We start from the raw sequence: 1,110 nt of genomic DNA, 5'->3' as shown, positions 1-1,110 counted from the left end.
ACTTACCGAAGTCCTCCGACCCTGAGTCCCGGTGACGGGACGTTAGGGACTGGCATGTAGCTTGCGTAAGCAAGGCGAATGCCAGGAGGAGGATTTGCCGTAGGCCGAGCGAGGCCTCGTGCCGAAGCGAAGCGGTAAGTCGCTGTTATACGCCGTAAAAATTGCAAAAGATTAAATTGGAAAAAATACGACATATTTATAAACTATGAAAACCATAGTTGGGCTAATAAATATAAAAATAATAGTAAGTCCGATTTTGTTTCTGAATAATAATGAACTTTTAAATTTTTCTGAAAATAAAATGAGAGATTGTAATAGTAGATTTAAAATTAATGCGAAAATAAAAATTAATAATGATTTCAAATTTGAATTTGTGATAAATTCTATAATGTATATTGAAAGTAAGAGCTCAAAGATTGAAGATAAGAATGATCTCCATTTTAAACCCTCTCTTTCAAAAAAAAGTATTTTCATGATTTCATACTTCAAAAATGCAAAGATTAAAACTATAGAAATGGGTATACCGAAGAATATAAAAATTAGTCCATTATAGTTATTGTGGGTTAATAAAAGTAAGTTACTAATAATCGAATTCATTTAAAGTTCTCTAAATTTTTCGTATAGGAAAAATATTCTATATTCAACCAATAAAGTGTATTCTTGGAAAAGTTCTTTTAAACTCTGTTTCATTTAGAAAAAAAGATTTTTGTAGATTTTGCTGGTTTAAAAAAAGCACAAGATTTTTTTAAAAGTATGAATTAATTGTTAATATTTTTCTTTAAAAAATAAGATGCTAATTGGTATATTTTAATTGCTTATGCCGAATTTGATATTTGCTTTCTTATCACAGTCTTTTAAATCTTCTATTGCGAGTAGACAGCTAAATAAAGCTCCATCTTTCAGAGCGGTGTCATTATTTTGTTCTGCTCTTTTGTAATTGATCGTAGCTATAGAGCATATAAAGTTTACATCAGCTTCTTTACCAGATTTGTTTTGTGTACCTTTTTTGCATCTGTCTCTTGCAGATTGGTTATTTGGGACACATTGAATTAAGATGATACAGGTGAAAATTATAAGAATCTTAAATTGGTTCATATTTTATTTTTTTTT

General features: G+C 29.5%; 1 protein-coding gene. It reads right to left on the bottom strand.

Annotated features, from left to right (window positions below):
• Positions 1-807: 807 nt before the first annotated feature.
• Positions 808-1,095 (bottom strand): hypothetical protein, encoded by a 288-nt coding sequence (locus ND811_RS19315; RefSeq protein ID WP_265353604.1) that lies wholly within the window; start codon positions 1,093-1,095, stop codon positions 808-810.
• Positions 1,096-1,110: the final 15 nt, after the last annotated feature.

Origin of the sequence: Leptospira soteropolitanensis, from assembly GCF_026151655.1 — a bacterium.
GTDB lineage: Bacteria > Spirochaetota > Leptospiria > Leptospirales > Leptospiraceae > Leptospira_A > Leptospira_A soteropolitanensis.
The sequence above is the reverse complement of the archived record's forward strand: the minus strand, read 5'-3'. Positions and strand labels throughout refer to the sequence as shown.

Coding starts and splice junctions, on each gene's coding strand:
- ND811_RS19315 (WP_265353604.1), bottom strand. CDS start 1,095: ATGAACCAATTTAAGATTCTTATAATTTTCACCTGTATCATCTTAATT.